Here is a 25,759-nt window from a genome sequence, read left to right as displayed (position 1 = left end):
GGAGAGATGGATGAGCGGTTTAAGTCGCACGCCTGGAAAGCGTGTATAGGTTAATAACCTATCCGGGGTTCGAATCCCCGTCTCTCCGCCACCGGATATATAAGGCTCCCAGCATGGGGGCCTTTTCTATTTGGGTTATTCAAACTGGGTTGGGTTATTCAAATGCCGCTGATACATCGAAATTGCTGCGTTTTTGGAGGTCTGCAATGAAGTTTAGTCAGCGGTACGGCCACGCGCGTCTACCGGAGTCGTTGGGACCGGAAGATATGCCTGATGCGCTTCACAACTCGTTATGGAACCTAGTTGACGATTGGCGCGAAGGATTGCGTTCGCAGGAGGAGCCTTTCCTTCGAAGCGTCTGGCGAAACTTCTGGAAAATCGCAGCGGATCGAATGCCTATAAATCGTGGGCCCGGTGGAATTTTCTTTAGGGACGCCTGGCAGCGGGTACGCGATCGGTTCTTCGGAGACGAATGGTTTTACGTCTACGACTTTCTTGAATTCATCATGTGCTACTTCGACCGGGATGGGCATTTTGCAGCGGCCGCCAATGCGATCCTCGGACGAGAATTGGCTGCTTATCGCGTGATAGACAAGCAGTTCGTGCAGATCACGGATGGAGAAGAAGTCGCGGCACTCGTATCGGCGCTTTCGCATAGGGGTCCGTTTGCAGGCGTGAGTGAGCACCTGTCGCGAGCGCTGTCGCATCTGTCCCATCGCACAGATCCGGACTATCGAAATTCCATCAAAGAATCAATCTCTGCTGTCGAGGCAGCCGCCAAAGTGGTCAGTGGCGACGATAAGGCAACTCTGAACAAGGCGCTAGTCGTGCTTGAGAGGCAAGGCAAATTACATCCTTGCCTGAAAAAAGCATACTCGGCGCTCTACGAGTACACGAACGATGCAGATGGTATTCGCCATGCGCTGATGGACGAGCCGAATCTTACCGCGGCGGATGCGAAGTTCTTCCTGCTTGCCTGTACTTCCTTCGTGAATTATCTGAAAGCATTGATTTGACAGAGGTGACGGCGAGTTTGCGGCATACCATATACTGTACATCCATACAGTATTCAGCCTCGCAGCCATGCGACATCGCAAGCCACTCACCGCCGCCGAACTGGCCGAGATCTATGATCGCGAGCCGACCCCGACCGTGCTTCGTTTGTTGCAGGAAATCCATCGGCTGCGATCGACGGTCCTGCGCGCAGACCAGATTCGCCGGATGATCGGCAAGCAGGGCAGCGCGTACGTGGCGGGGAGCGTGTGGGAGTGTTTCGAGAGAGAGTTGGACGCAGAGCCGTGCCTGACAGATCCGCAGACGCCAAGGCAGGAAAAGAGGATCGAGGCGACGATGCGCCGCCTCGATGAGTGGCGGAAGAATGGGCGGAGGGATTAAGCGTGTGCCGGCGTCAATTGAATTGCTGACAGCGCGGCCTTCGTCGCGGCGTACCCATCATTGAACAGCCGCTGCCGGATCTCGGTCGGCATGTTTCGGTCGAGCGTCGATGCATACCCGGTTTCCACAAACGCCATGCAGGCGCCGGCCGCCTGCGCCGCGCTGACGTGAGTCGATTCGCACGCAGACAGCATCAGGTCGATCAGCCGCGCCGCGAACTGGTGCGGCCACAGCTTGGACTGCGGCTTGAGCGGCAGTTCCATGCTCACGAGCTGCACGCCGAGCCGCGGCACCGCGTCCACCTTCAGGCGGTCCACCGGAATGTTATTGACCATGCCACCGTCAGAAAGCAGTGCATCGGCGACGGCCACCGGCTCGAACACAAACGGGATCGACGTCGACGAGCGCACCGCCAGAGCGACTGGAACGTCCGGCGTTGCCGCGCGCGAGAAGTCGAACGCGCCCTCATTTGCGATGTTGGAGGCCACAGCTGTCAGGTCGATCGACAGTTCGGCGAACGTCTTCCCGCCGGTATGCTCGGTCATCCACGCCAGCAACGTCTTGCCGTCGCAGAAGCCGCGCATACGCAGCGCGGCGAGCGGGCTGAACGACATCATGCCCGACCAGTCGTGCGTCAGCGCAAGCGTTTTCATGTCCGACAGCGACATGCCGGCGGCATACAGCGCCGCGCAGATGCTGCCGCCGGACGTCCCCGCCAGCTCGATCGGCTGGTAACCGGCGTCCGCGATCGCCTGCAAGGCGCCGCAATGCGCCGGCACCTTGAAGCCCGAGCCGGAAAACGCGACTCGGATCGGCTTCATTGCAGCGGCGCGCCGGCGAGCGGCGTCGAAGCAGCGGCGGCCGCGGAAGCAGTCGGCACCGCATAGACCTGCAATCCAATCGCCAGCGTGGTGTTCACGAGCGTCAGGGCGCCGCCAACCTGCTGGATCTGCGCAGCCGTCAGACTCGGAATCGACGCCAGCGCCTTGATCGCCGCAGGCAGCGTTGTTTCCGACAGGGTTTGCACGGTGGACGGGTCGATCGCCGCATTCGCCACGCAGAGGGCATTGATCCCATCGATCGCAGCATCCACTTTGGGGTTCAGGGCATAAAGCGCGACCACGTCCGTCGAGAGGGGCTTGAACACGGAGCAGGCCTTCGCGACCTGGCCGTTGATGGTGGTCGCGACCGTTGCGACTTTTGCTTGCTGAACGGCCGAACATGCGCAGAGCGCGAGCGCAACGACGCCAGCCGCGAACGCGGCGAAAAGCTTCTTCATGGGATTTCCTTCGGAGTTGAGCCGCGAGCGCGGCGGAGGTTTGCTGTTAGGCGGTTGCGCCGGGTTGCTTGGCGGCGTACTGCCGCACGAGCCAATGCGCGCCGACCACGATGCCGCCGGCGATCGAGACTTGATCCTGCGCGGTCAGGCCGAGACCCAAGCGCGCGTTCAGCGTCGAGATGACAGCGACGAGACAGGCGATCGCCGCGCCGGTCGTGCCGGTTGCGGCTGGAGAGGTTTGATTCATCGAGGCTCCTATACTGCGTGGTGAATTACTTCGGCTGCCGAGAACTGATAGCCCTCTTTGCCGTACTTTTGCGCCACCCAGATCGGGAACGGCAGCGCGTGCATGCCTTCGTCCTTTCCGATGTGATGGGCCTTGCAAAGCAACATGCCGTTGACCGTCATGTCATCGACGAACTGGGTCCAGTCGGTGAAATGGTCCCAATCGAATGCCTTGATCGCGTCGCCCCAGACGCCGGCCTGCGCATCGAACTTGAAACGCTCCCAGTCGATCATTTCAGCGAACGAACGCTCGATCGGATGGTGATGCGCCTCGAGCGGATGACCGCTCTCCTCTGCCGTGGCGTTACAAATGAAGCACCGGCCGCCGTCGCGCGCGAGCAGCGCCTTGCGCGAGCGCTCGAACAGCGCCGTCGTTTTGCGCGGCTCGTGGCCGGGGATGTTGACGTCGACGGTCAACGTCTCTTTCTCTTCGTGGATCTGGGTAACGTCGGTCATTTTTCAGGCGTAAAAAAAGCCGCCCGAAGGCGGCTTGTGTGGAGTGCGGGAGACTACGCGTTTGGCGTTATGCCCTGAGAGGCAAACCACGCAATGCACGCGGCTGAATAGCTCGCCAGGTGCATGGTCAGTTGGATGCTAAATGCCGACTCATAATCTGTCGCTGGAGCGCAGTCCCGCGAGTAATTGCGGGATGCCTCAAGAAGCCCGAATACCTCTTCATGAAGCGCAGCATCATCAATCGCCGACATCGCATCGAACAATCCGGATGAGGTCATGTCCACTCCGTCAGTTGTAGTAGAGCGGCGTGAGCGCGGCGGCGTCGGCGACAACATAGCCGGTCGTGCCGGTGTTGCTCACAACGAGCTTATTGTTCGCCGGGTCGTTCGCGGTGAAGGCATAGGTGCCGATCAGTTTCCACGCGCCGGAATTGATCTGATTCACATTGACGACAGTCTGAGCAGCGCCAGATGCTGTCACCGTGTGCGGGACCGCTCCAGATCGCGTCGATGACTCAGGAAAGAACGCATAGACGCTGTACGTTCCCGCTTTCGCCAGACTGAACCTGAATTCGACAGAACAGGTTCCTTTGTTCGCGGCGTTGTCAGACAGATAAGTCGGCCCGTAGATGGACGACTCCGCGAACGTGGCGAGCGTCTGAACTTCGAGCCATGTGCCCGCAACGACCATTTGCCCGTTGCCTGCTGGATCGGTATATGTGCCTGCGACGTTACCGCCAGGAGGAATATCCAGAACGATTGAGCCTGGCGGGAAATATCCCAGCCCCTCGCGGATCTTGTACGGGTCAACTGCTTGCACAGTTGTTGCTGTGTCGATCGCTCTGGCCGCTGCGAAGCCTGCAATCTCACCAAGTTGCATGGCGATCGGCTCAACCCGAATCGATGCGAATGCCGCGTGTGAAGCCGACACCGCGAACGTAACCAGCAGGTTCGTGCATTCCGCTGCTTTCGGGCAGAGGGCCCTATAGCTGATCCAGTAGCGCCCATCCTGGCCACCGCTTGCGGTTTTCTGAAAGAAGCCACCTTCCAGAGCGACATAGCCGTTGTAGACGACCGTCTGACAGTGGTGCGAGTCCATCGCGTAGAAACCGATGGCCACGCCATCATTTACTGGGTCGATGCGCTGGCAATGGCGGTCCGTCATCACGAAGTCGCCGATCATGCGGCGCCCTTCGCGCACATAAAGCTGGGCGGGCAGGCCGTGCCGCGTCGGAACCTGAGTGTATGGCGGCAACCCGAAGCCCGCCAGCGTGGTCTTGATACCGGCCGGCACGCGGGAATCTTCGCGCAGAAACTTGAACAGGCCCAGCGTCCAGTCAACGTGCTGCTGATAGATCGTAGCGCGCTGCGCATACGTTGCGCCTGGCCACGCGTCCGCGCCACCGATATAGTCGAGCTGCTGCAATGCAGAGCCCGCATTCAGGTCGGTCACGCCGTCTTTGCACAGGTGGTCATTGAACAGTCCCGGTGGGTTGCTGTTGTCGCTCCACGCGGTGATCTGCCCCGCTGCGAACTGGCGCCCCAGCACCTCATAGTTCAAGGCGCTGTACGTCGTCGGTTCCGGAAACCTGCGATACGTGCCGGGGCCACCCGTCGTCGCTACAACGCTCACGCGAAAGCCATATGCCTGCACGCGACTGTCGCCCGTGCCGACCGCCGCTACAGTCGGATTGATGCCAGGTAGCAGCCCGGATGCAGGAACACCCGGCGTGACATATGGGTCGACCTGCCACGCACCCGACTTGTTGTAGGGCGCAACGACACCGTTATACGTCTCGTTGTACTGGCTGTTAGGCTCGCGTCCGACCGTGAACGAACAGCCTGCCGCAGCCATCAGGTCGCCCTCGTACGTGGCATCAATGTACATCGCAGCAGTCACATTCAGATGCGGCGCGATGGTCGGCAGCAGAGCATCCTCGAACCGGACAGATTTGATGGCAGTCCCGGCTTTAGTCACGCCCGCAGGTACCACACGATAGTTATTGCGGATCGTCAGGCGGCTGGCGGAGATCATCGCCTGAATCTGTGCGATGAACGTTTTGGCCGAGCCGTTCAGGCTTTGCCCCCAGTACGTCGGATAATCGGGCGCGTTCGCCGTGTAGTTGCCGCTCCAGATCGCCCGGTATAGTGTGTTGGCGAGCCCCTTCAGGACATTGCAGTCACCGCCCGCGCGGTCGGTATAGATCAGACCGCCCATTGCCGGCATGCCGGCGAAAGTTGCATCGGGATTGATCAGTTCGACGGTTTTGCCGTTCTGCACGGCAGAGATCGCAGCCATGATGCCGCTTGCGGTCGCGCCGTACACGCAGACGTCAACGTTGCGGATTGAGTCGAAGTTGGGGTTGCTTAACATTGTCTTACCACTCCGACGCGCTAAAGGATTGCGCAACGGTCGCGCCATAGATGCTGATAGCCGACTGCGATGCGCCACCATTCGGCGTTTCGTAGTAGCCGCCAGACGCAACCTTGAACGATCCCGCGCCAGCGATGCTCGCCGCGTTGCCGGTATCGTTAAACCAGAGATCGCCGGTAGACGTGTTCTGCAGCCGCCAACCCCTGCGCGCCGCGTTGGCCGCAGCAAGTTGCTGCGCGGTGCCGCCAGCGGTGATCGAGCTACTGCGATCGGTTAGCGCAGCGGGCGCTGGAGTCGATTGAACGGGAAATAGTGTCGTCATCTCTTAAGCGTCCAGAACCATGGCAGACCAGTACCGATTTCCACTGGCATCGAAGAAATACTTGATCGGACCGCCACCCTTCGTCTCGTCGGCAACGACGAACACTTCGCGCGGGAACGTGATCTTTCCGCCGGCGATCGCCGTAGCGAGAGCGGCGAATGTTCCGAAATAGGGGAACGCTGCGAGAGCGCCGCGGCTACCTGCTACTTCGGCTTGCTGGCCCGACGTGCCCTGAGCCATGTAGACGAGATCGGCGTCGGCCACCGGCGCGGCGGGGTCAAAGCCGTTGAGGCGAGCAGTCCCAGTCATGAAACCCCCAATGCGGCTTTCGCCGCGATATACAGCGCCTGTCGATCGGCAAGTCCGTTCTTTCCGCCGTTGATGCGCCGTGTCAGCGTGACGAAGTCGCCCGCGTTAGCGATCGCGCTCAGCTTGTTGTTGAACCAGAACCAGCCTGCCGACATTGCGGCGTGCTCGGGCTGCTCGAGCAACTCCGGATGGTTCAGCAGATCGAGGTCGAGCCCGACTGCGGCGAGCGTGTAGTTGCGGCGCCCGGTGATCTGTATTAGCCCGCGCCCGCAGAACCGCACGCCGTCGCCTCGTTGCGTGTTGCCCAGTTCGTTCGCTTTCTGGGAAGGCGGCTCGTACGCGCGCTGCGCGACAGTCGGGCCCCAGAGTTCCTTCGTGTAGAGCAGGCGCTGTGACTCGTGGCCGGTCTGCGCGAGAAACGCCGCAACGTCGAGGGGCGTGCTGATCTGGTAGTGATCGCAGGCCAGTTGCATGAACGGTGCGAACAGTGCCGCGCGCGACGGCGCCGCGCCGCAGCCGGCCGCGATGATCTGCGGGGTGAGATTCATACGATCGCCATCAGGAACTTGAAGCAGTCGGCGAGCCACCCGGGGAACCGGTGGAACTGCGTGTAGTACCAGAGGCCATACATCCCTAGAAACGGCAATCCGATCGGGATAAAGACCTGCCGCTGGAAGAATCGCCACGCGGCCGCGAGGCGGCACATGAATCGCGCGCCGGCGGCGACGTCGCCCAGAATGCTGCGGATAAGCGCGGTGTCCTCAGCGACCTGATCGGCTGTCGCTTCCACCTTGCGAGTGACCTTGGTGTTCTCCGCGATCGCTGCGTCGTGAGCAACGAGGTATTCGACAACGTGCGCGCGGAACTCTGGATCGGGCATCGTCAACATGTCTTTGGCTTCCATGAATCCCCGGAAATAAAAAAAGCCGCTCGAGGGCGGCTGGTGGTCGTGTGATTCACTACTTGACGACTAGGCGGATTCCGCCTATCTTTGTTCGCATAGGAAGCGCATTCGCGCGGCCGCTATCCGAAAGGAACTCATCATGAAACGCTGTTTTCGCGCGCTCGCGCGTATTGGATCAATTCACCATGCTTTTTCGTCCGCCGACCGTGGCTCAAATGAATCAGTGGAAGGAGAGGCTGAACTTCTCCGGCACACAGATGGCCCGGATTCTCGGATTGAAAAGTGCCCGCCGCTGGCGCGAGTACGCGGACGAGAACAAGCAGCAGGGCATACCTCCGGCGAACCTATTCATGGGAGCCGCACTCGTGACGCTGCCTCAACCGGATATCGATCGCGTCCTCGCAACCATGCGCGAGATCGGCGCGACTATCGACCTGGATGCGGATCCGGAATCGTCGGCGCCATCAGGAGAGCCGCAGCCCTGAATGTGTTGCCGTGTATCATCTCGCGCTGGAATAAAAACAACGTGAGAGCAGCCATGGCGAAGGGTTTATGCGTATCGGTTCTGGGTATGTTCGTAATGGCTTGTAGCGGATGCGGTGGAGGAGGCGGTGGTTCGCCGGTTCCGGTTGCGCAGACTGCGCCGCCCGCGGCAAAGGCCATCACCATCGGCGCGAACGGTGACTCGATCACGCATGGAACTGTCCAGAATCCTGACGGGACCTACCGCATCACCGACAACACTGCACCCGCAAACCTGCAGAAATTGTTGCAGGCTAACCTAGGACCAACTGTTACTGTCTTGAACCGCGGCCTCGGCGGTGCCACCGTCGCAGATGTCATCCAGGCGGCCGCCGGGTACAAGCAGTGGTGGAAAGATGTTTTGGCGACGGATCCAGCGCAGATCGAGATTGCGAAGTGGGCCGTCAATGATTCAAATCCGATCGTCAACGAATCGACGACGGTGTTCGAGAACGATCTGATCTACTGGATTCAGATCACTCAGGCTGCCGGCAAGACAGTCGTTCTGGAGGAGCCGAACCCCGTCTGCAATCCTGCCATGGCGGCGCTGCCGCAGTACGTCGAAGTGATCGACAAGGTAGCCGCGCAACTGAGCCTGCCGCTGATCAAGCAATACGACTACATCCTCTCGCTGCCGAACTGGCAAAGTTACCTGGGCGCGGACTGCACACACCCGGCAGATGATCGCCTGTACCAGCTCACGGCCCAGCGTGAATACGATGTTGTTCAGCCGATCGTCGCTAGGCTGCTGCAATAGAGCGCCGTGCTAGTGCTGGTAAGATTCCGAAATCTTTCGGAGCCTTACCAGTGGAATCCCAGAAAATCGATACGCTCACATCGCTGCGATTTTTCGCGGCGGCGACCATCGTCGCGGGCCATGGTCAACACCTTTTCGAGCCGTGGTCCTTTGTGCACAAGCTCTCGCTCGATCACGCGGTTTCGTTCTTCTTTGTCCTATCAGGGTTCATTCTGGCGTTCACCTATGACGAGCGCCTGGTGAACAATGCCTCCGTACGTCGATACTACGTATCGCGCATCGCGCGAATTGTGCCCACGCATCTGCTCACGGCAGTCGCCGCCATGCTACTCGTTATAGGCGCTGCCCCGTCGCTATCGGTCGTCGTCGCAAACCTGCTCCTGGTTCAATCGTGGATTCCATCAATTAATTTCTTTTTCTCCGTCAATGGCCCCTCTTGGAGCATCTCCGATGAAATGCTCTTTTATGCACTGTTCCCGTTGCTGATATGGAAACTCCCGACCACGTGGCGACTTAAGCTTGGGCTTACGTCTGGATTGGCAGCGGCAATAGGGATCGCCGCGTGCGCGGCAGGGGTGTCCGGTTCCACCGCCTTGTGGGCCGGCTACGTGCTTCCACTTACCCGGCTCCCCGAGTTCATGCTAGGAATTGCCGTCTATAGAATCTTCCGCCGGGTAGGGTCAAACACGCTGGATCATCTTTCCGGGTTCACCGTCGGCCTCATGGAGGCAGCCTGTGTTGCATCGGTCGTCGGATGGACGTATCTGAGTCAGCAGCTAGCGTCGAGCATTTCAGTGCAGCACCACCGGTTGGAGGTAGTATCCCAGTGGCTGCAAAGCGGCGCTGGCGCCCCCATCGCCGCAGCGACGATCTTTGTATTCGCGTTCCAGAGAGGATTTCTTTCCAAAGCCCTACAGAACCGGGTCGTGGTCTATCTGGGAGAGGCCAGCTTTTCCCTGTATATGGTGCATCAGATTGTCCTGCACATCATGCTTGACCGCATCCCGTTATCGCCCACGAGAGACCACTTTGTTTTGTGGATCGTCTATGCGGCCGTCTCATTGGCGATCGCTTCGTTGACGCACTCTTATTTTGAAGACCCGATAAGACGGCTCATCGCAGGCTGGCACCGCGTCAAAAACTCATCTGCCGCTCAGGTGTGAACTGGCGGCTGGCCGTTTCGTTATCTGCGCCTGCCGACGCTTCGGCAACGCATCGTCGGCGACTTTGATCGTCCAATGATCAGGACAGAATCGGCTGCGGCAGGTACACCTGAACGGTGACCGTCTGCCTGTTGAAGTACGAAACGTACCGGGCATCACTCGCCGACACTTCTCCTTGATTCGGCCAATATGCAGGATCCTGTGCGCAGCCAAACAACGCAATGATTGTCGATTCGGTACCGTCTGAGAATGCCACGAACATGTCATCGTATCCCTAGATTTCGTAAGCGTTAATGCTTACCGTGAAGCCTGGCGTTCCAGCGCCGTTCGTTGCCGTGTAGTAAAACGTCTGCGGCGTAACTACGGGGACGCGATTGAACGGAACAGCTTGCGAAGTACCCGCCGCAACATTGCAGGTATTGAGTTGCCCAGCAACGTTTGCATTCATTGGATATATAGCCAGCGAAATTGCCGATGCTGCGCTTGACCCGATTTGAAGAAACCCAGAAAACGTCTTTGCGTTTTTCGGAATCACAGTGGTACTTACAGAGATCAGCGTGCCCGTAGCAGAGCTATTGACGGCTAGTCCGCCAGCAAACCCGAAAAGCCTATCAACCTGTACACCCGGTACAAACTGGCTGCTGGCATTTGTCGGCCACACTGACAGCAACGCGCTTGCCGTGTATCCGGCCGGCATGAAGCCACCGCCATACACGTTCGGCTGAACCGCTGAGGCAGCGTTCGTATAGAGCAGTCGTGGGTTTGTGCCCGAGATTGCGGCATTTGGGTTGTAGATCACATACTTCGCAACGAAGCCCGATGCGGGCGCGCTGCCCGTATCCATCTGCGTTGCCAAGTTACCCGTCAGATTGAGGCCTGTCAGGCAATAGCGCAAACCTCCCAACGCCGTCTCGACTATTACCTCATCCGCAGTGACCGTCGCCGTCGCGCTCGCCGTTGCGACGGTCATCGAGAAGTTGCGCGCCTGCCCGACGACACCCGACACCTGACCGAACTGCACAGCATGTTGGTTGGCGGTGGCCGGCGCGACCTGAACGGCAGCGCCGGTGCATTCGATCAGAACCCAGGACGTGATGTCCTGACGCCAGACGAGATTCGCCCGGCCGTTGGCGACGAGCTCTCCGCCCTGCAGCGCAGCGTGGGCGGCACCGACCACCGGCGAAGCGCTGATCACACCCGGATTCGGCGTGAAGGTCGTGGCGCTCGTATTTGCGGCCTTGATCTTCACCCAGACGTCCATCCCGTCCGTCAGCGTCGTGACTGGAATCGGGAACGAAGCCTGGATCGTGTTCGCCGAGCCATTATCGACGCCGTACGTCAGGTTGCTGGTCAGGATCGACTGCAGCATCCCGGTCGGCAGGATGGGCGCTGCGGCGTACTGGCTGATGTTCCCGGCAGTGAGGGACGAAGCTCCGAACGGCACCGTGACGACCCACAGACCGATCCATCCGGTGTCGGGCGAAGGCGTCACCTGCGAGCCAGTGGTGGCCGCCACGCCGGCCTTGATCTGGTAGGCGACAACGCCGTCGCGGAACGTGTTGCTGGTCGAGCCGGTGTTGTTTGGCCCCGACCACGGCGTTGTGGGGTTGAGCGAGTTGTAGAACTGCAAAACGACCGGCGAGGTGCCAGTCGTCGGGTCCAGGCTGATATCGGAGTCTTGGTACTGGGCTTCGATCAGGTAGTTGATCGACTGGCCGCTCGTGCCAGGGGTCGCAAACGTGCCAGTGGTGAACGTGCCGAGCTGGATGCCCTGCTTGAGGATCGTGTTCGCCGTGTTTGCGGGCAGCGTGCCGCACACCGTCGCTTCGAGCGGTTCGATCTGATAGATCTCGCCCGCGCCGATCTGCACGTTCATCGTCGCGGGGCTCGTCGGCGTGCAGGCGAGGCCATTCACCGTGCCAATCACGCCAAACAGCGCGGCACACACCTTGGCGATGCTCGTCATGGTGTACTGGGCCTGGGCGGAGAAGGCCCACTCGTACACTTGCTGGCCCACGTACGTTTCGATTCGACGCATGAATGCTCCGGACAAAAGAAAAGGGCCGCGCTAGGCGGCCCTTCGGGGTGAATTTGAGAAACTGTCAGTTCGAGATGTAGAAGCCGATGTTCGTCGCGATCGGCTTCGTGGCATTGATCGCTGCGATGATGTCGGCGTCAGAAGCTGCGGTCTGCTCTTCTGAAAGCGAGCCTGTGTATCCGTGTGAAAGGGGCGTCGAGAGTGCCGACCATGCCGCTGCGTTGCAATACGCTGCGCCTGCCGAACCACCGGTCACGAGCGGGCGAAACGCAGTGATCAGGCAACTGAATGGCGCGGCAATTGAACCCATGCGCGAGACGCCGCAGAAGCTCGCGACTCCGGTGTTCGCACCCATGCAGCCTGAGTCGAGCGGCCGCGCCGGCTCGAAAATGATCGGCGCGCGGCCGGTCAGCTGCGTGAGCACACTGATCATCGCGGGGCGCGTCGCGCGATCCTGAAAGAGCGCGACTTTGATACGTGCGATGTAGCTCGCGTCCGACTCGCTGGGCTTACGCGGGAGGCTGCCGCCGAAAAAGTCATCCGCCCACAGGTCGATCCAGCCTCCGCTCGATGTGTCGAGTCGCGCTTGCGCCTTGAAGAAGACGATCAGCAGGTACATCGTCACGAAAACAGATGCGATGCCCTGCAGCAGCGCGGTTACGATCGGCGCTTCGCTCCAGTCCCCGAACCAGCCACGCGGGATATACGATTGCAGCCGCGAAAGGATGTCGTTTTGATCTCCAGTGGCCATGTGTCAGTTCACAGTGATGGTGCCGGGTTGGAAGGCCTGCTGGTACGTAATGGAGATATCTGATGTACCGCCATTGACCTGCACCGCGGTGACATTCGTCACGCCATCGACGCTGTATGCCTGCGTTGCGATCGCGGAGTAAGGCAGAAGTGCGCCGCTCGACGTGGTCTTGATGCTGCTGATGTAGGCAGCGACTGCAGCTTGCACCAGCGGAACGGCCGTAGCCTTCACGTGATCCGAATCGACCGAGATCGTCATCGACACAGTGATGACCTGTGCTGTCGGCGCATGCACGCTATAAGTCGAGCACAGCGGCCGCACCGCTTCAACGGCGTTTTCAACGTTCGTTTTCTCGGTCAGGTTGAGAGAACCGCTCCCGTCATTCGCAATCACCGTGAAATAGCCGTTCTGTGCCATCCCGTTGTATTGCTGGTTCTCCGCGACGATCCCCGTCATGCCAATCTGCACGCTCTGGATCGCGTTGAGGACGGCCGCGAGTGTCGCGCGTTCGAGGCTCGCGATGAAGAGTACGAAGCGCGAGCGTGCTGCGGCGTCCGACTCTGCATCCGATCCGTTTGATACCGCGACGCTGTTCGAGACAGTGTCGACTCCCGAGATTGCCGTTCCCAAGGTGTTGAGCGCGCCGCTTGCCACGTTGCCGACGGTGCCTGTAACCGTACACTGCACGGCAACGCTAACGCTCGCCTGACCGGCTGGCAGCACATAGCCGTTCTGTGCAGCGCTGTACGCCGGGTTGGACGTGTCCGCAACAACGGCAAACTGCACCGAACCATCCTGAGTCTGGACGATGTCACCGACGAGAATCAGAGCCTGACTCGTCGGCGTGAAGCGCGAAAACGTCTCCTGCGTCGTCGCCGCGTCCGCCGGCAGGCGTGAAAACCCGAACTGCGCGAAGAACGAGTCGAGGTCTGCGCCGCTGGACGTTGCTGCGCGCGTGAGGGCCGCAACCTGCAGGATCAGGCCTTGCAGCCAGAGCGCGACGCCGCCGGTCGCCTCCGCGATCGCGCGGAGCACCGAACCGATGGTGAAGTCAATGAGCTGCGAGGCCGAACCCTGCACGGCCGTCGCGAAGTTCGACACAAGTGCCGAGAACGACTGGGTATTGAGATTGGCCATTGCGTCACGTATTGATGTCGAAGTTCACGAGCTGCGTTTGAGCAGTGTTCGAGTCGGTGTAGCTGATCGCCGTGCTCACGACATCCTGCGACTGGGTCATGTCGATCTGCGGTGCGGGCTGCCGCGCGACGGCCGATTCGAGCAGCATCTGCCCTCGGATCAAGGCGCGCGTCGCAGGCACATTGCCGGGCAAGCCCACCTTCCGCGGGACACCCGCGCCGTAATCCGGGTGCCACGTGTAATCAGGCGATGCCACGGGTTGTCCGGCGGCATTCGACAAAGCGGAATTGGTCAGCAAGCGCCGATACACGCGCTGAGTGCCCGTCGTCGGAATGTCAGCGAGCAGCAGATCTCCCGACGGTGACTCAGAGAGATCGCCGCCGTAGTAATGAAAGACGTCCACCATCAGCCACCCTTGACTGTCGAAGTGAGGTGCGAGCTACCCATCTGCTGGTTCGGCGCAAGCGTTACGCTGCCGGTCTCGTTGTGCGTGTGTCCGTTGAAGAGCGACATGAAGGCGGACGTGACGAACGAGAGCAGTGATTGAGCGGCCGCGCCCAGTTGGATCGATGGCGCCGTGATGCTCGCGGTGCCGCCGGCTTGAACGTTGACGTTGCCGGTCGCCTGAATGTTGATCGTTGGCGCAGTGATATCGGCTTCCACCTGACCGTTCAGCCCGACCTTGCCGTCGTTTGTCAGCTTCAGGTAGCCGCCCGTCTTGTGCACTGCCCACACTTCGCCGCTCGGCACGGCCGGAGCCTGCTGCGCGACTGAGAAGATCCGCGCGACGATCACGCCCGACGAGAAGTCGCCATGCTCGAACACAACGAGCACCTGATCTCCGATCTGCGGGCCAACCGCAAAGCCCCAGCCGTTGCCGATGCCGATCGCGCCGAGCGGCATCCAGTTCGATTCTGTCGGCTGCGTCCCCGGGTCGACGGGCTCAATGGTCACCTTTACTGCGTGGCTTGATGCGTCGTAGCTGCTGATTGTGGCGAGCGTCGGCCACGACAGATGATTACCTGCGATGCTCGCCTGTTGGCGGACCGCGTTCGCGAGCGCGTGAATGCCTCTCATAGCGTCGCGATCTCCGATTCGGGTGAATGGTTCTTGGCGTTGACCGTCATTCCGTAGCCGCCCTCAAAATTCATGCTGCGCTGGATCGAGTCGGGAAAGTACTGCTGGTCAAATGCCGTGCCCGTGCCGCTGAACTGGATGATCGACGTGATATCTAGTCCGTTGTCACCGGGCAAGTCGAGATCTTCGAGGCGCATTTCGTGCGCAACGAGCTGCTTATACCACTGCTGCGCGCGCTGCAGCGCCTGATCCTGCGTGAGGTTCGGGACCGTCTTTGAATAGATCTGCGCGCCCGTGCCCACGGTCGACGATCCGACCTTGATGGTCTTCACGTTGGACGGATACGAGACGACGAAGCCTTTCGCATATTTCTTGTTCCACGAACGGATCTTGACCTGTATGCCGCGCGAAACCGTGAGCGCGCGCTTCATCTTCAGTCGCTCGAAGTTGGCCTTCGGCGCCCCTCCAGCCGTTTGCACGACCTGATAGACGATCGGATAGGGCGTGGCCGAGGAAGGGTCAGGGGGAGGCTGAAAATAGAGCGTCTGCCCGCGCACCCAGACGCGGAAGCCTTCCGAATCGGCGAGATAGTTCAGGATGTCCCACTCGGACCGCTCGTCGGCCATGTTGACGTGGTCGATCTCGTAGTACTTGCCAACCTTCGTCGTCGTGGGCTTCACGGCGGTGGTGAGTCCGTGCTTCGTCGCCAGCATCGTCGCAATCTGCGACGCGGTCTGGTTCGGCCACTTCTCGGTGGTCTTCGTGTCGATGAACACTCGCGTCAGGTCGCGCCCGTCCACTTCGACAGTGTTCGTGATCGGGTCGACCGTGATGTGATCGGTCTGCCCATAAATCCAGCTGGTCAAATCGTCGGGGGTGTAGACCGCCGGATTCTGCGGAAAGCCGATGAATAGCTCGACAAACATGTCCTCCTGCTGCGAAAACCATGCAACGTTGCGATCGGCGGGCAGTCGTGCGCCCGAAAAGCTGCAACGGAACGTGTCTGCGCTGAAGAAGTTGTTGTTGTCGACATCGAAATTGATCCAACCGGGAATTAGTACGCCATTGACCTTCACCGCACCGCGCGGCGTGCGCGCGGACGGTTGAAGGAATGCAGTCATGGTCATTTACGAGCCGAGGATGCCGCCACTGGTGCCGTTGCTGTACGGCGGGATGATCAATGCGTTGACTCCGACGAGCGTCGGGTCGCTAAGACTGTTCGCCTGCGCAATTTGCGTCCATGCCGTCGGATCGCCGTATTCCTTCGCCGCCAGATCGAAGAGATTGCCGCCGCCGACGGTGACGACGCGCCCGCTCGAGCTGATCTTCGCGAGGTTGGTCTGCATCCGACCTAGCAACGCGTTGATCTGCGTGTACTGCACCTGCTGCTGCGTCGCATTGAAGATCGACTCAAACTTCGAGACGTTCTGCGCGATGGGCAGCGAGGGCAGCACGCCTGCTGGCACGCCGACGCTCGCCAGAAGGCTGTCCACCTGACTGATCGAGGTGGAAACGTAGCGCACCGCATTATTTAGCGGTTGCAACACCGTCGAGATCTGACTCATCGTCGCGCCGACGAAGGTCTTTACATTTCCGACAGCGGTACTGAGCGTGCCCATCAGTCCCGACAGCGTGCTATCGCCGGTACTCGCCGTGAGCGCGTTGGCCGAGTCGAGATCGCCGTTGATCACGTCGTCGGCGTCAATGCCTGCGTCGGCGTAAATCGGAGCCGTCAGATCCTGCAGCACCTCACAGGTGATGCGGTAGGGAATCTGATAGAACCGGTAATCGGGATCGAACGACCGGATCACCACGAGGAAGTACAGCTCGTCCCATGAGAGAGCGACCGGTTGCGCCGCATCGACCATCGCTCGGAGCGTGCGCGCGCGATCGAGTGCAGACTGACCGCCCTCGGTCGGCATAAAGGTGCCGGTCCAGGTGATGGGCGGCCAATCGCTACCGAGCATCTGAATATCGCGCACGCCGCCGACCATCTTCTTGATCGCGAGCCTCTGCTCCGTTGGAAACGGAATGCGGTCGGGGACTTCGAAGTCCTGAAACGTAAAATCCCCGAGAACCACGGTGATATCGCTCATTTGAGACTCGGCATCGGGAGGCTGAGGCTGCTGTCAATGCCGCCGATATGCAGCCCCGATCCAAGCGGGCCAGCAAAGTACGGCGAAACGGCATCAGCTATCTTGCGACCGTCGAGGTGGACCGACGTGTGGACATTACCGCTGGGACTGCTTGAGCCACCGGACACTGACGTGCTCGTGTGCGACTGATCCGTTGGTTTGTTCCAACCGAACATGTCACCCAATTTGCCCCAACGACCGACCGTCGGATGATCAGACTGCGGTACCTGGTCGATCTGCGCTTGCGCCACCGTCATCGGACTGCTGGAAATCGAATTAATCGCGCGCAGGATGCTCGCGCCAGTGAGCAACATCTTCGTGATCGCCGGCAGCATGGTCCTTCCGAACTCAGTTTTGAAGTCAGTCCAAGCGGCGGTGAATTCTGCTTCCGCGCCGGCCGGAGACTTCTTGTACTGATCTTCGAGGTCTTTCAGTCCCATTGCACCTTCCGTTACCGCGACGTTCTTGTCGATCTTGTGACGCTGCAGGTACATCTGCGCAAACGCGTTACTGGCTGTGCGCTGGCTGAAGATGGTGTTCAGCTCGTTGACCATCATCTCGTCGGTAATTGCGTCGCCAGTTACCAGTTTCTTGCCCGGACCGACGACACCCGCCTGTCGAATCGCAGGAACGAGCACCTTCAGCAAGTACTCGAACTTCGACGTGTCGTACAGTTGCGAGTCTTTGAGCGCGCCCGGCAGCACGCGCTTGAGGGTGCCGATCTTCGTGTACTCGACCATCTTCGAGTCGATGATTCCGAGGCGCACTGCTTCCTTCATGGCCTGCACGGTGCCGCGCCCCATCGCGAGATTCTGGTGTGCGCTCATCAGTGCCGTCCCGTAGCGGGAGCCACCCATTTCCTGAATCATCGGCGCCGACTCTTCGTAAAACGCCTTGTTCGACAGCAGCCGCGTGGCGACGCCACCAGTTTTCATGAAGGCGAGCAGGTCCGTGGGCGTAACGAGACCCGCCGAGCCCGTCAACACCTTCTGCGCGAAATCGGCTTGCTTGAACATTTCCGATTCGGAATTCGTGCCGCCGCGCATTTCGATGACCTTGCCGAGCGCCTGGAAAGTCTTGTTGTCGAATCGATTGCCTTCCTCGCCGAAAACCCCCTTGTTGGCGGCCAGCATGCGTGCGAAGAGCGGCGTGATTGCCTTTGCCTCTTCGTAGTTGCCCATCACCTCGTGCATATCGCGCAGCATCGTCATGCGCTCAGTCATCGAGATGCCGAACTGCTGAGTGCCGCGCGCGAATTTGTCCGCGTCTTCGTTGACCTTCGCGCCCAGATTCAGCGTCTTGAAGCGGTTGAAGGCCATCTCGTAGTCTTTGCCGGCCTCGTAAAACTTGTGGCCGACATATACAGCGACGCCGGCCGCCGCGAGCGGCACAAGCATGTCGCTCGCCAGTCCCATGCCGACGCCACCAACACCAACGCCGTGCGCGCCGAAATGCAGATTGCCGCCGTGCAGGCCGCCGCGGTGACGTCCGCCGCCACCGCCACCGCCAGGCAGAGCGGCAGGGAACCCGCCGGCGCCGCCGCCCATGAAGTTGTGACCGACGCCCCGCAGAGCATGCAACTGGCGACCGAGGATATTGACCTGAGTGTTCGCTGCAACCAGTTCTTTCTCGATACCGAGGGAGCCGGGGGGCATGGCGGCCTTGATACCGTGCAGGGCACGACCGGCGTTCAATGCTTCTGCGTTGACGGACTTCAGGCTACCGTCGAGCGCCTTGGTAGCCGCAGAAAGATTGCGCACGCCGACCACTTCCGTCCCCATCTTCTGCAGGCGCTTATTGACCTGCAGAGCGATCGCATCTATTTTCGCGAACCCCTCGGACAACTTGAGCAGTTGCGGCGTGATGAGGTCGTGGAGTTTGAGGGTAGTCCCGATCGAATAGACGTCCATAATTCTGGATTACACTCAAGTACTTACGTTGGAGGGGATATGGACGTCTTCTATCGGGCACATGAGTGGCTGGCCGACCGTTTCTCGTGGGTTCAGTACCCCAAGCCTCGTGTGCGAAGCCTTAGCGGTCATCTGCACGGCTGGCGCGCGCGATGGGCCACGCGACCGCCGATGAACAAGGCCGCCGCGATCTGCATGCCGACGGCGATGCTGTTCATTCCTTACATCGGCGTCTTTCTCGCGATCGCGAGCGTCATCTTCCTGTTCGCCTACTTCAAGAGGTGATTCGCGGGCGTCGCCAGCCGCGCGCCGCGAGCCACGCGAACACTGTCATCCCGATGATCCGTTTGACCCGTTCCCGGCTATGGATTGCGGCTGGTCCAAGCACCGGCCGCGGTGGCTGCTTGGTCGTACCGAGGTCGAACCAGACGAGGTTCTGATCGTTCGAGCCGACCTCGGCTTCGCTGGAGGATGCGGTGCGACGAATCGAGCGTTGCATCTTGCCGTCGCGGTAGCCGGGATCGTTCTCCGAATAGCCAAGCCGGGAGCGTTCCGCTTGCGTCGAGTCTGCGAGCTCTTCCCACGCCGGATACGGACCGACACCATGCTGGTATTCGCCGATCAGTCCTTGTGCGGTTTTCTGGATCTCTTCGGCCGCCCGGTCGACGGCGTGGTGCTTCACCTCGGCAGATTCAAGCGCAAGGCGCTCAAGATGCGCGGCGAACGCACCAAAGCTCTTGAACTCTTTCATTCATCGCCCTCGAACTGTTTCGTCGCGAAGTTGTAGCGTTTGTTGCTTCTCTGCTCTGAGCAGATGATTGACCACGCAGTACGCGTCGTGCCGTCGACTTCAAATGCGACATCAAACGGCACGCCGTGACGAACCAGCCACAGGGATTGGCGCGTCGCGGGGTCAGCGACTATTTTTTTGCGAGATCCTCGTCGACGTCTGTCTTCTCGGTGAAGTGTTGCTCGAACGCCTCGGAGACGGCAACGATACCGTCGTCGTCCAGCCTCTGATAGAGCGCTTCGATCTGGTTCTTGTTCGTCGGCGTCGGAACCGGATTCCCGTCGACCGCCGTGACGAACATCAGAGCCCAGATATTGCTCACCCACAGGCGATTTGTCGAAGATTCGCCCATCGCGTCGATGAAACGGAGCTTCGTGATCGGATTAGGCTTTCGCATCGTGATGGTGCGACCGCGAGCATCGGAAACGAGTACTTCGGATGCAGCTTGCGTGACCACCTGAGCCGACGGCGCCATAGGCGCTTGCGGATGGACTTTTACACTCGACATGAAGCGATTCCTTTAGGCAATGCGAATCTTGCGACCCGCTTCGAAAGAGAACTTCTGCGTTACCTTTTCCTGACCGCGCCAGCTGCCGCCGTCTTCCGGATACAGGGCAACATCGCTGTACTGCCACTGCGTGACGGACCCGTCCAGTTCGTTGACGGTCTGCGTGATGTAGACCTGCCCCGGTGGCAATCCGGCGAAGTAGGACGCTTCTGCGTCGGCGAAGTAAGCGTCGTACGACGGATCCTGACGATCGATCTCAAACGTGCCCGAGTGGCCGTCGTAGATCGCGCGGCGCAACACGCGGCCAGTGACAGGCACGCTCTTGAGTTTGATCATCTCCGGTTTGGACTCGAACGAGACGATGTTGCTGATCGTGACCGGGCCGACGTTGGAATCGATGATCGTGACCTGCGCGCCGTCGCGGCCAATATTGAAAGTGTTTTCGCCCGCCATGTGCGGCTCCTGAAAAGGAAAAGCCCGCACAAGGCGGGCGGAAAGGCTGGGGATTTAAGGCTTAGCTGACTGACACACTGACCGTCGAACCGCCCTGCAGCGAGATCAGGAACTCCCGGACAATCGACTGGTACTTGACCTGCACCAGACATTGCATGAGGCCCAGCGAAACGTTGTTGTCAGGGTTGTTCGAGGCGTCAAGCGTCACCTTGAACGGCTGTTTCGTCGGGTTGTTGACGTCGCTGATGTACTTGCTGACCAACCACAGGCCCGACAGGAACGACGAGATAGCGTCACGAACTTCCGTGCGCAGGTCGTCGGTCTGAGGGTTGCCCACGACGTATCCGAAGTTCGCCGCGAGCGTCAGTGCGAGGAAGTTCGTCATCGTCGTGTACGCCTCGCTGTTCGTCGCCGCGTCGCTCGACGTATTCCGATCCGTCTGGAACGAGAAGTAGTTGCCGCCCGGCGATGGATTGGCGAGGAAGTCGAGGCGAGCCTGCACTGCCGATAGCGTTTCGGGCCCGGAGTATTGCACCTGCTGAACGGAGCGCTGCGTGCCGATGATCCCCTGAACCGGCTTGTTAAGTGTCGACTGGTTCGGCGCGAGGTTTGCTCGCATCGGCCCCCAGATGGTGGCGGGGCCAAGCAGGCGCTGCACGTTATTGACGTTGTCCTGCCAGTACACCCAGTCACCAACAAGACACTTGAGGCCGTATGTATCGGCACCGGCAGTGTTCAGGTTCGTCGATACAGTCGAGACGGACTGGCCAGGTTGCCCCTGCGCAGCTCCAAAGACACCGAACTGCTGGCCAAACAGGCCCATCGTGCTCCATTGCGATGATGTGGAGTGGTCCACAAGATTCATCGTCTGTGCGCCCGAGTTCTGCAAGGCATACATGCCGGTCGGCGGCGTCGAGTTCGTGCCGACCAAGGTCGCGTCGGTTACACCCGCAGCGCCGTCGGTGCCGCCGGACAGCGTGACAGAGGTGAGCGCGGGCGCCGCTGCGGAAGTACCGATGGTTGCGATAGCGAGCTGCGACGGACCGCGCACGCCGGATTGACCCAGGTTGATCGCATTCACCAGATTCAGCCACACGCTGGTCACGAGCGTGATTGAACCGCCGGTACCGGCACCGCCGCCCGAGAGCGTTGCCGTTGCGCTCGTGTATCCGCTGCCCGGGTTCGTGATGGTAACTGCACCGAGTCCCCACACCAGATTGATCAGCGTCCCGGTACCGGCCCCGGACGTCGACTGCGGCGCCACGGGGTTCGTCGGGATCGGACCTCCTGACAGCGAGCCGGCGTTCGTCACAGTCAGAGCCGTGATCACGCCTGATGCGGCGGTTACGGTCAGAACGACTCCGTTGGCCAGCGTGACGGTATCGCCAGTCACGTAACCGGTGCCCCCGCTCGCGCCGCCGCCCGTAACCGTGGCCGAGATGACCTTCAGCGAAGCGTTGGCCGTGGCCTGCACGCCGTTTGAGCCTTGCGGCGCGGAAACCGCGATGTTTGGCACCGACGTGTAGCCAGTGCCGGCCGTGACCGTCGCGTTGCTGACGCCCTGCGTGAGGTTGTCGAAGACCTCGGGCTGGAAACCAGGCAACGCCAGCGTGACCTTGTAGCTGCTCGGCTTCGTGCCGTTGGACGTGGTCGCGACGAGGCTGTTGCCGAGCGAGCCCGTGTAGTAACCCGTCAGCGTGGCACCGGTGGCGTTCGAGCCATCCTTCAGCGCGCCGGTGGCTGCGGTATCCGTGCCATCCGTCACGCGCACTGCGACGTTATTGTATTGGCCCAGCATGAACGCGATTGCGATCGCGGTGGCGAGGTCGCGCAGGCGGTTCGTGACCGGCCCCCAGTTCGCCTGGTTTGCTTGCGGCGAGCCGGTGACGACCGGACTGTTCACCGCCCCCCACGATGCGACACCGACCAGACCGTATCCATTGGTCGCGACGCCGGCCACGACGGGCGGCGGTTTGACGATCTGCACGTAGGCGCCGGGCGCCATTGCACCAGCCGTGTTTAGCTGGCCATACTGGTAAATCATCGTGCCCATGTAGCGGCTCCAGAATGCAAAAAGCCGCCCGAAGGCGGCCTGATGCGCGGTGTGAGGTGGATTACTGCGGGATTACCTTGCGGCAGTGGTGTGCGTTCTCGCTTTTGAGAACGTCCGCTACCTCGTCCGGATCGGTGATGCTGTCGCCGCGGCGATAGTCGCCAAAAGCGTGCACCACAACGAGCGTGCGATCTGCGACGGGCTTTTTGGTCTGCTCGTCAGCCTGGTCTTTCGTTGCCATGTCGGCTCCTAGTAAGTGCGGGTGAGGATCGGCGTGCCGTCCTGCGTTTCGAACTTGACGCGTGTTGCCACGACGGTCGCAATCTGCTTTGTGGTGGTCGTCGCGAATTCGATCTCGTAGTACAGATCACGCCGGTAGACGCGCACCTTCTCTGATTCGTCCGAGAGCACGCTGCGGTGATACCGGATCCGCGCACCGTAGCCGTCAGGCATCGTGATGAATGCAATCTGGGACAGGGCGACCTTGATGGCGTTGCCGATAGTCTTGCGCGTCACCGGGTCGGGTGCCCAGACGGTGATCTGGAATATCTGCGCCTGTCGTTCCCATTCGGTTGTGACAGATCCCGTCGTGCCGACTCGCGTCGTGGTCGGATTGACTGGCGACAGATCGGCGATCAGCAGATTGCCTTGCGCATCGACCACCTGGGCGCCGCTGGCCGTGAAAACGAGAGCCGCATCGTTGATCGTGACGTTCGGACCGCTGCTGCTCGTGCCCGGGTATTTGACGGCTATCAGCGTCGCGAGCCCGGTGGCGATGGAGGTCAAGGTGTCCGTCGACTGTACCGGATAGATGAACGGGCAGCCATCGATCAGCACCGCGAGGTTGTGCGGCGTGAACGGCGACGGCATCGCACCACCAACCGTGACAACGTTCGTCGCCGCCGTCAGCGTGAGAGTCGGCTGGGCAATTGACATGACCTTCTGCTTTGGCCGGTAGCGCGTCGTATTGCGCTCAGTCGGTGTGGCGTAGACGCTGACGTCCGCTATGCCCTGCGGCATGTCGATGTCGACCTGGCCGGGCAGCGGCCAACCGGGAAAAACGTTGATGTCCTTACCTGTCACCGACGCGTTGCCGGTGCCGCTCGGATAGACAAAACCAGCGAGTTGCGCTGCGACCGTATCGAGAACGTCCTGAACGTCAGCCATTACGCCTCCAGACGTTCGACAAGGAAGTTGGGCCCGAGCGAGTTGATATACGGTGCCGAAACCATGTAGCGCTGTCCCGTCTCATCAGTGATGATGTCACCGCGCAACACCGATTCCGGCGGCAGGTTCACCGAGCGCGGCATGAACACTCGCCACAGTGAACGATTCGCGGCGTCAGCCGGCAGATGCGGATCCGGCCGCGCGCCCGTGCTCCTTTGCTGGATCGACGCAGGCAGACCGGAGAACAGAACCTGTTCCGCCGTCGGCTGTACGCCTCCATACGGCTTGAGACCGCCGCCTGTCTGAACGGGCTGCCGCGAGATCGAGACTGTACGCGGATAGATGAAACTCATACGAACAACTTTGCGCGAAAGGGCGCGAGCATGGCCTTCGTGTCATCGTCGATGACGGTCGCGGCGAAGCGCTCGATCGACGTGTCGCCGGCGGCGTACTTCTTCGTCTGGCCGAGCTGCGGAAGGGACGCCTGCGCCATGATGATGTTCGCGCATGCGGCCTTGACCGCGCCCGGCAGACCGGATGCAGGGTAGCCCGCCACGTACCAGAGGTTGATCTCGCTGTAGTACGCGAGCATCACACCGGCCGGCACCCACACCATACCCGTCTCGAAGTCCACGCCCGTATTGATGATCGGAAAGAACTCCCACACCGGCGGGCCGCCGAAGTGCGACAGCGACGCAAGCAGGTTGAACTCATCGACCTGATAGCGCGATGACGCGCCGCGGCGTCCGTAGCCGTAGCGGCCCTGTCCGGCGAGCAGGCGCGCGACCGGCGTGAAGGCCAGATTCGTCACCGGCCGCCCGTCTGGCATGAACTTGTGCTGCTTGATCGTCAAGCCCTTGTCGGCGGTCGCCCCTTGGGCATGCGCGAACACGACGCTTTGCAGCGTCACGTTCTGGCCAGCGATCGACACGATCGCAACGGGCTCGCCGACCTCGCTGTTCGCGCGGTCGAGGACGATGACGTCGCCAACCAGCAGCGACGCAACTCCGCCAACCAGCGGCACCACCACGTTGTTGCCGGGGGTGATCGCAGCCCCCAGCGTGAAGCTCTGCGACGGCGACAGCGCGGCCATCCAGCCCGGCGCGCCAGTACCGTCCGGCACCCACACCAGACCTTCCGGCCGTTTCAGGTACATGTCGATCAGCGTCGATGCCGTCGTGACCTGTGCCGCCGTCGTGCCGGCCGGGAGGCCGTATGCCGCGTAGTCGCCGGTGGTCAGGTAGGAAGAGGGCATCTTAGTTCGCTTGCAAAAGGCCTGCCACGTTCGACAGCGTCGCTGCAGCGCCGCCGGTATTGGTCACAGTCACCTGGTAGGACATGAACGGGAGAGTGTCGGCAGTGCCGATCGACACCGTTTGAGCCGTGTTCGCAGTCAATGTGGCCGTAACCGGCGCGCCGATGGCGACCGTGCCAGCCGCGTCGAGGAAGCGCTGGATGGTGACCGCGCCCGCCTGCGTCGACTTCAGGCCCAGCGCAAAATACTTCCAGCCATTTGACAGCAGCACTGCGGACTGCAACTGGCCGCTGGCCGGCACCTGAGCATTCAGGCCCAGCTGGGCGGCACTGATTACAGCCTGCAGCGATGGCCCGAGTTCGCCGCCAAGGCCGGTGTTGTCTGCGCGAAGTGTCATGTCGAGGTGAGGATCCGGTGGGTGCGTACGCGTTCGTCCTGCACTTCCAGACGCTTCGCCATCGCGAGGTCGGTCATGATCGGCGAGCGCTGCACCATGCCCTTGTCGAGCAGGTACTGAGCGACGTCATGGCGCACGTTGGACGCTTTTCCTTCAACGAACTTGACCGAGAAGGTCAGCGGCGTGCCGTCGGGCCCGCAGAAGTCGGAAGTCGGGAATTCCTTGCCGGGCTGGACGATGATCAGGTGATCGCGTTTGCCCGTTGTCAGATACAGGTGCATGCCGTTCCTTTGGATTGGGGAATAAAAAAGGGCACCGGCGCG

Annotated in this window: 33 protein-coding genes and 1 tRNA gene; 7 read left to right on the top strand and 27 right to left on the bottom strand. The window is 60.7% G+C overall.

Annotated features, from left to right (window positions below; translation table 11 throughout):
* From B0G82_RS19785 to B0G82_RS19775, 3 genes are all read left to right on the top strand, one after another.
* Nucleotides 1–91: transfer RNA gene (locus B0G82_RS19785), tRNA-Ser, on the top strand.
* Between the two features lie 115 nt (nucleotides 92–206).
* A complete protein-coding gene (locus B0G82_RS19780) occupies nucleotides 207–1,016 on the top strand; it encodes a hypothetical protein (RefSeq protein WP_121308559.1) in 810 nt (269 codons plus the stop codon).
* Nucleotides 1,017–1,083: 67 nt separating this feature from the next.
* On the top strand, nucleotides 1,084–1,395 hold the full coding sequence (locus B0G82_RS19775) for a hypothetical protein (RefSeq protein ID WP_121308558.1): 312 nt from the start codon (nucleotides 1,084–1,086) through the stop codon (nucleotides 1,393–1,395).
* Here the strand turns inward: B0G82_RS19775 and B0G82_RS19770 are convergent.
* From B0G82_RS19770 to B0G82_RS19730, 9 genes are all read right to left on the bottom strand, one after another.
* Nucleotides 1,392–2,216 (bottom strand): patatin-like phospholipase family protein, encoded by an 825-nt coding sequence (locus B0G82_RS19770; protein WP_121308557.1) that lies wholly within the window; start codon nucleotides 2,214–2,216, stop codon nucleotides 1,392–1,394. The two genes, B0G82_RS19775 and B0G82_RS19770, sit on opposite strands and share 4 nt — an antisense overlap.
* Nucleotides 2,213–2,674 carry a hypothetical protein gene (locus tag B0G82_RS19765; protein WP_121308556.1) on the bottom strand — a complete coding sequence of 154 codons (462 nt, stop codon included), beginning with the start codon at nucleotides 2,672–2,674 and terminating at the stop codon, nucleotides 2,213–2,215. The genes B0G82_RS19770 and B0G82_RS19765 overlap by 4 nt, the downstream gene beginning before the upstream one ends.
* Before the next feature lie 46 nt (nucleotides 2,675–2,720).
* Nucleotides 2,721–2,921: a hypothetical protein gene (locus B0G82_RS19760; protein WP_121308555.1), complete on the bottom strand. Its 201-nt coding sequence runs from the start codon at nucleotides 2,919–2,921 to the stop codon at nucleotides 2,721–2,723.
* 8 nt (nucleotides 2,922–2,929) lie between these two features.
* The gene (locus B0G82_RS19755; RefSeq protein ID WP_121308554.1) at nucleotides 2,930–3,415 is read right to left on the bottom strand and encodes a hypothetical protein; all 486 of its coding nucleotides are present in this window, start codon (nucleotides 3,413–3,415) and stop codon (nucleotides 2,930–2,932) included.
* A gap of 53 nt (nucleotides 3,416–3,468) precedes the next feature.
* Nucleotides 3,469–3,693 (bottom strand): hypothetical protein, encoded by a 225-nt coding sequence (locus B0G82_RS19750; RefSeq protein ID WP_121308553.1) that lies wholly within the window; start codon nucleotides 3,691–3,693, stop codon nucleotides 3,469–3,471.
* 10 nt (nucleotides 3,694–3,703) lie between these two features.
* Nucleotides 3,704–6,016, bottom strand: coding sequence for an FAD-dependent oxidoreductase (locus B0G82_RS19745; protein WP_158608169.1), 2,313 nt, complete (start codon nucleotides 6,014–6,016; stop codon nucleotides 3,704–3,706).
* 97 nt (nucleotides 6,017–6,113) lie between these two features.
* Nucleotides 6,114–6,419: a hypothetical protein gene (locus tag B0G82_RS19740; protein WP_121308551.1), complete on the bottom strand. Its 306-nt coding sequence runs from the start codon at nucleotides 6,417–6,419 to the stop codon at nucleotides 6,114–6,116.
* The gene (locus B0G82_RS19735) at nucleotides 6,416–6,967 is read right to left on the bottom strand and encodes a glycoside hydrolase family 19 protein (protein WP_121308550.1); all 552 of its coding nucleotides are present in this window, start codon (nucleotides 6,965–6,967) and stop codon (nucleotides 6,416–6,418) included. Before B0G82_RS19735 ends, B0G82_RS19740 begins: the two co-directional genes overlap by 4 nt.
* Complete coding sequence (locus B0G82_RS19730) at nucleotides 6,964–7,323, bottom strand: hypothetical protein (protein WP_121308549.1); 360 nt, start codon at nucleotides 7,321–7,323, stop codon at nucleotides 6,964–6,966. The genes B0G82_RS19735 and B0G82_RS19730 overlap by 4 nt, the downstream gene beginning before the upstream one ends.
* Nucleotides 7,324–7,508: 185 nt before the next feature.
* Between B0G82_RS19730 and B0G82_RS39765 the strand changes: the two genes are divergently transcribed.
* The 3 genes from B0G82_RS39765 to B0G82_RS19720 are packed head-to-tail and all read left to right on the top strand — an operon-like array spanning nucleotide 7,509 to nucleotide 9,765.
* Nucleotides 7,509–7,808: an XRE family transcriptional regulator gene (locus B0G82_RS39765; RefSeq protein WP_206751617.1), complete on the top strand. Its 300-nt coding sequence runs from the start codon at nucleotides 7,509–7,511 to the stop codon at nucleotides 7,806–7,808.
* A gap of 53 nt (nucleotides 7,809–7,861) precedes the next feature.
* Nucleotides 7,862–8,602, top strand: a complete 741-nt coding sequence (locus B0G82_RS19725) for an SGNH/GDSL hydrolase family protein (protein WP_158608167.1) — start codon at nucleotides 7,862–7,864, stop codon at nucleotides 8,600–8,602.
* Nucleotides 8,603–8,652: 50 nt separating this feature from the next.
* Nucleotides 8,653–9,765, top strand: coding sequence for an acyltransferase (locus B0G82_RS19720; RefSeq protein ID WP_158608166.1), 1,113 nt, complete (start codon nucleotides 8,653–8,655; stop codon nucleotides 9,763–9,765).
* Between the two features lie 274 nt (nucleotides 9,766–10,039).
* On the opposite strand, the gene B0G82_RS40480 is transcribed toward B0G82_RS19720, so the two are convergent.
* The 8 genes from B0G82_RS40480 to B0G82_RS19675 all read right to left on the bottom strand — a co-directional run bounded on the left by B0G82_RS40480 (nucleotide 10,040) and on the right by B0G82_RS19675 (nucleotide 18,813).
* Nucleotides 10,040–11,803, bottom strand: coding sequence for a hypothetical protein (locus tag B0G82_RS40480; RefSeq protein WP_241974642.1), 1,764 nt, complete (start codon nucleotides 11,801–11,803; stop codon nucleotides 10,040–10,042).
* 64 nt (nucleotides 11,804–11,867) lie between these two features.
* On the bottom strand, nucleotides 11,868–12,554 hold the full coding sequence (locus B0G82_RS19705) for a hypothetical protein (protein ID WP_121308545.1): 687 nt from the start codon (nucleotides 12,552–12,554) through the stop codon (nucleotides 11,868–11,870).
* 3 nt (nucleotides 12,555–12,557) lie between these two features.
* The gene (locus B0G82_RS19700; RefSeq protein ID WP_121308544.1) at nucleotides 12,558–13,691 is read right to left on the bottom strand and encodes a baseplate J/gp47 family protein; all 1,134 of its coding nucleotides are present in this window, start codon (nucleotides 13,689–13,691) and stop codon (nucleotides 12,558–12,560) included.
* Between the two features lie 4 nt (nucleotides 13,692–13,695).
* The gene (locus tag B0G82_RS19695; RefSeq protein WP_121308543.1) at nucleotides 13,696–14,097 is read right to left on the bottom strand and encodes a phage tail protein; all 402 of its coding nucleotides are present in this window, start codon (nucleotides 14,095–14,097) and stop codon (nucleotides 13,696–13,698) included.
* A complete protein-coding gene (locus tag B0G82_RS19690) occupies nucleotides 14,097–14,768 on the bottom strand; it encodes a phage baseplate assembly protein V (protein WP_121308542.1) in 672 nt (223 codons plus the stop codon). The genes B0G82_RS19695 and B0G82_RS19690 overlap by 1 nt, the downstream gene beginning before the upstream one ends.
* A complete protein-coding gene (locus B0G82_RS19685; RefSeq protein WP_121308771.1) occupies nucleotides 14,765–15,889 on the bottom strand; it encodes a hypothetical protein in 1,125 nt (374 codons plus the stop codon). Before B0G82_RS19685 ends, B0G82_RS19690 begins: the two co-directional genes overlap by 4 nt.
* A 6-nt stretch (nucleotides 15,890–15,895) precedes the next feature.
* The gene (locus B0G82_RS19680; protein WP_121308541.1) at nucleotides 15,896–16,864 is read right to left on the bottom strand and encodes a hypothetical protein; all 969 of its coding nucleotides are present in this window, start codon (nucleotides 16,862–16,864) and stop codon (nucleotides 15,896–15,898) included.
* Nucleotides 16,861–18,813, bottom strand: a complete 1,953-nt coding sequence (locus B0G82_RS19675) for a hypothetical protein (RefSeq protein WP_121308540.1) — start codon at nucleotides 18,811–18,813, stop codon at nucleotides 16,861–16,863. Before B0G82_RS19675 ends, B0G82_RS19680 begins: the two co-directional genes overlap by 4 nt.
* 39 nt (nucleotides 18,814–18,852) lie before the next feature.
* On the opposite strand from B0G82_RS19675, the gene B0G82_RS19670 reads away from it, so the two are divergent.
* Nucleotides 18,853–19,098: a hypothetical protein gene (locus B0G82_RS19670; RefSeq protein ID WP_121308539.1), complete on the top strand. Its 246-nt coding sequence runs from the start codon at nucleotides 18,853–18,855 to the stop codon at nucleotides 19,096–19,098.
* On the opposite strand, the gene B0G82_RS19665 is transcribed toward B0G82_RS19670, so the two are convergent.
* The 10 genes from B0G82_RS19665 to B0G82_RS19620 all read right to left on the bottom strand — a co-directional run bounded on the left by B0G82_RS19665 (nucleotide 19,088) and on the right by B0G82_RS19620 (nucleotide 25,717).
* Nucleotides 19,088–19,564, bottom strand: coding sequence for a hypothetical protein (locus B0G82_RS19665; RefSeq protein ID WP_121308538.1), 477 nt, complete (start codon nucleotides 19,562–19,564; stop codon nucleotides 19,088–19,090). The genes B0G82_RS19670 and B0G82_RS19665 overlap by 11 nt on opposite strands.
* 169 nt (nucleotides 19,565–19,733) lie before the next feature.
* Nucleotides 19,734–20,111, bottom strand: coding sequence for a hypothetical protein (locus tag B0G82_RS19660; protein ID WP_121308537.1), 378 nt, complete (start codon nucleotides 20,109–20,111; stop codon nucleotides 19,734–19,736).
* 12 nt (nucleotides 20,112–20,123) lie between these two features.
* Nucleotides 20,124–20,564 (bottom strand): hypothetical protein, encoded by a 441-nt coding sequence (locus tag B0G82_RS19655; RefSeq protein ID WP_121308536.1) that lies wholly within the window; start codon nucleotides 20,562–20,564, stop codon nucleotides 20,124–20,126.
* Nucleotides 20,565–20,625: 61 nt separating this feature from the next.
* Nucleotides 20,626–22,617, bottom strand: coding sequence for a phage tail protein (locus B0G82_RS19650; protein ID WP_121308535.1), 1,992 nt, complete (start codon nucleotides 22,615–22,617; stop codon nucleotides 20,626–20,628).
* Nucleotides 22,618–22,678: 61 nt separating this feature from the next.
* A complete protein-coding gene (locus B0G82_RS19645) occupies nucleotides 22,679–22,858 on the bottom strand; it encodes a hypothetical protein (RefSeq protein WP_121308534.1) in 180 nt (59 codons plus the stop codon).
* Nucleotides 22,859–22,866: 8 nt separating this feature from the next.
* Entirely contained in the window at nucleotides 22,867–23,784 is a 918-nt protein-coding gene (locus B0G82_RS19640) for a hypothetical protein (protein WP_121308533.1), read from the bottom strand.
* Nucleotides 23,784–24,137, bottom strand: a complete 354-nt coding sequence (locus tag B0G82_RS19635) for a hypothetical protein (RefSeq protein WP_121308532.1) — start codon at nucleotides 24,135–24,137, stop codon at nucleotides 23,784–23,786. The genes B0G82_RS19640 and B0G82_RS19635 overlap by 1 nt, the downstream gene beginning before the upstream one ends.
* Nucleotides 24,134–25,039, bottom strand: coding sequence for a hypothetical protein (locus tag B0G82_RS19630; RefSeq protein ID WP_121308531.1), 906 nt, complete (start codon nucleotides 25,037–25,039; stop codon nucleotides 24,134–24,136). The genes B0G82_RS19635 and B0G82_RS19630 overlap by 4 nt, the downstream gene beginning before the upstream one ends.
* A gap of 1 nt (nucleotide 25,040) precedes the next feature.
* Entirely contained in the window at nucleotides 25,041–25,436 is a 396-nt protein-coding gene (locus tag B0G82_RS19625; protein WP_121308530.1) for a hypothetical protein, read from the bottom strand.
* Nucleotides 25,433–25,717 (bottom strand): hypothetical protein, encoded by a 285-nt coding sequence (locus B0G82_RS19620; RefSeq protein ID WP_121308529.1) that lies wholly within the window; start codon nucleotides 25,715–25,717, stop codon nucleotides 25,433–25,435. The genes B0G82_RS19625 and B0G82_RS19620 overlap by 4 nt, the downstream gene beginning before the upstream one ends.
* Between the last annotated feature and the right edge of the window lie 42 nt (nucleotides 25,718–25,759).

The organism is Paraburkholderia sp. BL17N1, from assembly GCF_003634175.1.
Lineage (GTDB): Bacteria > Pseudomonadota > Gammaproteobacteria > Burkholderiales > Burkholderiaceae > Paraburkholderia.
Note: the sequence above shows the minus strand (reverse complement) of the source record. Positions and strands in the feature narration are given on the sequence as shown.

Coding starts and splice junctions, on each gene's coding strand:
- B0G82_RS19670 (WP_121308539.1), top strand. CDS start 18,853: ATGGACGTCTTCTATCGGGCACATGAGTGGCTGGCCGACCGTTTCTCG.
- B0G82_RS19675 (WP_121308540.1), bottom strand. CDS start 18,813: ATGGACGTCTATTCGATCGGGACTACCCTCAAACTCCACGACCTCATC.
- B0G82_RS19690 (WP_121308542.1), bottom strand. CDS start 14,768: ATGAGAGGCATTCACGCGCTCGCGAACGCGGTCCGCCAACAGGCGAGC.
- B0G82_RS40480 (WP_241974642.1), bottom strand. CDS start 11,803: ATGCGTCGAATCGAAACGTACGTGGGCCAGCAAGTGTACGAGTGGGCC.
- B0G82_RS19755 (WP_121308554.1), bottom strand. CDS start 3,415: ATGACCGACGTTACCCAGATCCACGAAGAGAAAGAGACGTTGACCGTC.
- B0G82_RS19775 (WP_121308558.1), top strand. CDS start 1,084: ATGCGACATCGCAAGCCACTCACCGCCGCCGAACTGGCCGAGATCTAT.
- B0G82_RS19780 (WP_121308559.1), top strand. CDS start 207: ATGAAGTTTAGTCAGCGGTACGGCCACGCGCGTCTACCGGAGTCGTTG.
- B0G82_RS19620 (WP_121308529.1), bottom strand. CDS start 25,717: ATGCACCTGTATCTGACAACGGGCAAACGCGATCACCTGATCATCGTC.
- B0G82_RS19750 (WP_121308553.1), bottom strand. CDS start 3,693: ATGACCTCATCCGGATTGTTCGATGCGATGTCGGCGATTGATGATGCT.
- B0G82_RS19645 (WP_121308534.1), bottom strand. CDS start 22,858: ATGGCAACGAAAGACCAGGCTGACGAGCAGACCAAAAAGCCCGTCGCA.
- B0G82_RS19685 (WP_121308771.1), bottom strand. CDS start 15,889: ATGACTGCATTCCTTCAACCGTCCGCGCGCACGCCGCGCGGTGCGGTG.
- B0G82_RS19665 (WP_121308538.1), bottom strand. CDS start 19,564: ATGAAAGAGTTCAAGAGCTTTGGTGCGTTCGCCGCGCATCTTGAGCGC.
- B0G82_RS19760 (WP_121308555.1), bottom strand. CDS start 2,921: ATGAATCAAACCTCTCCAGCCGCAACCGGCACGACCGGCGCGGCGATC.
- B0G82_RS19705 (WP_121308545.1), bottom strand. CDS start 12,554: ATGGCCACTGGAGATCAAAACGACATCCTTTCGCGGCTGCAATCGTAT.
- B0G82_RS19655 (WP_121308536.1), bottom strand. CDS start 20,564: ATGGCGGGCGAAAACACTTTCAATATTGGCCGCGACGGCGCGCAGGTC.
- B0G82_RS19725 (WP_158608167.1), top strand. CDS start 7,862: ATGGCGAAGGGTTTATGCGTATCGGTTCTGGGTATGTTCGTAATGGCT.
- B0G82_RS19630 (WP_121308531.1), bottom strand. CDS start 25,039: ATGCCCTCTTCCTACCTGACCACCGGCGACTACGCGGCATACGGCCTC.
- B0G82_RS19650 (WP_121308535.1), bottom strand. CDS start 22,617: ATGGGCACGATGATTTACCAGTATGGCCAGCTAAACACGGCTGGTGCA.
- B0G82_RS19730 (WP_121308549.1), bottom strand. CDS start 7,323: ATGGAAGCCAAAGACATGTTGACGATGCCCGATCCAGAGTTCCGCGCG.
- B0G82_RS19680 (WP_121308541.1), bottom strand. CDS start 16,864: ATGAGCGATATCACCGTGGTTCTCGGGGATTTTACGTTTCAGGACTTC.
- B0G82_RS19695 (WP_121308543.1), bottom strand. CDS start 14,097: ATGGTGGACGTCTTTCATTACTACGGCGGCGATCTCTCTGAGTCACCG.
- B0G82_RS19700 (WP_121308544.1), bottom strand. CDS start 13,691: ATGGCCAATCTCAATACCCAGTCGTTCTCGGCACTTGTGTCGAACTTC.
- B0G82_RS19625 (WP_121308530.1), bottom strand. CDS start 25,436: ATGACACTTCGCGCAGACAACACCGGCCTTGGCGGCGAACTCGGGCCA.
- B0G82_RS19765 (WP_121308556.1), bottom strand. CDS start 2,674: ATGAAGAAGCTTTTCGCCGCGTTCGCGGCTGGCGTCGTTGCGCTCGCG.
- B0G82_RS39765 (WP_206751617.1), top strand. CDS start 7,509: ATGCTTTTTCGTCCGCCGACCGTGGCTCAAATGAATCAGTGGAAGGAG.
- B0G82_RS19735 (WP_121308550.1), bottom strand. CDS start 6,967: ATGAATCTCACCCCGCAGATCATCGCGGCCGGCTGCGGCGCGGCGCCG.
- B0G82_RS19660 (WP_121308537.1), bottom strand. CDS start 20,111: ATGTCGAGTGTAAAAGTCCATCCGCAAGCGCCTATGGCGCCGTCGGCT.
- B0G82_RS19740 (WP_121308551.1), bottom strand. CDS start 6,419: ATGACTGGGACTGCTCGCCTCAACGGCTTTGACCCCGCCGCGCCGGTG.
- B0G82_RS19635 (WP_121308532.1), bottom strand. CDS start 24,137: ATGAGTTTCATCTATCCGCGTACAGTCTCGATCTCGCGGCAGCCCGTT.
- B0G82_RS19640 (WP_121308533.1), bottom strand. CDS start 23,784: ATGGCTGACGTTCAGGACGTTCTCGATACGGTCGCAGCGCAACTCGCT.
- B0G82_RS19770 (WP_121308557.1), bottom strand. CDS start 2,216: ATGAAGCCGATCCGAGTCGCGTTTTCCGGCTCGGGCTTCAAGGTGCCG.